Source organism: Bacillus sp. SIMBA_154 (genome assembly GCF_046536015.1).
Taxonomy (GTDB): domain Bacteria; phylum Bacillota; class Bacilli; order Bacillales; family Bacillaceae; genus Bacillus; species Bacillus pumilus_P.
The window spans coordinates 1-234 of record NZ_JAWJBV010000694.1 but is presented as its reverse complement, the minus strand read 5'-3'; the positions used below and the strand labels follow the sequence as shown (position 1 = coordinate 234).

1 protein-coding gene is annotated in these 234 nt (G+C 29.1%); it reads right to left on the bottom strand.

All coding sequences use genetic code 11. The annotated features are described in order from the left end of the window. A partial coding sequence (locus tag R0K30_RS23645) for a hypothetical protein (RefSeq protein WP_410613484.1) occupies nucleotides 1-234 on the bottom strand: 234 nt, incomplete at both ends.

Genomic DNA, 234 nt, shown 5'->3' with positions numbered 1-234 from the left:
AATACATCACCCACTTTAACTTGTTGTAGCTCAAACATAGGAAAGGCTAACTTGAAACGAGTAAACAATAACTCAAATAAACAAACTAATTTTTTATCGTCTTGATTGTTACTATTGTTTATTTCAGCTTTAATATAGTCCCAGAAGCTAAATATAAACTTTTCTTGAGTCCCGCAAACAACCAACCCTTTTGGTGTTGTATCTTTAAAAATATTTTTAATTGATACTTTAGTT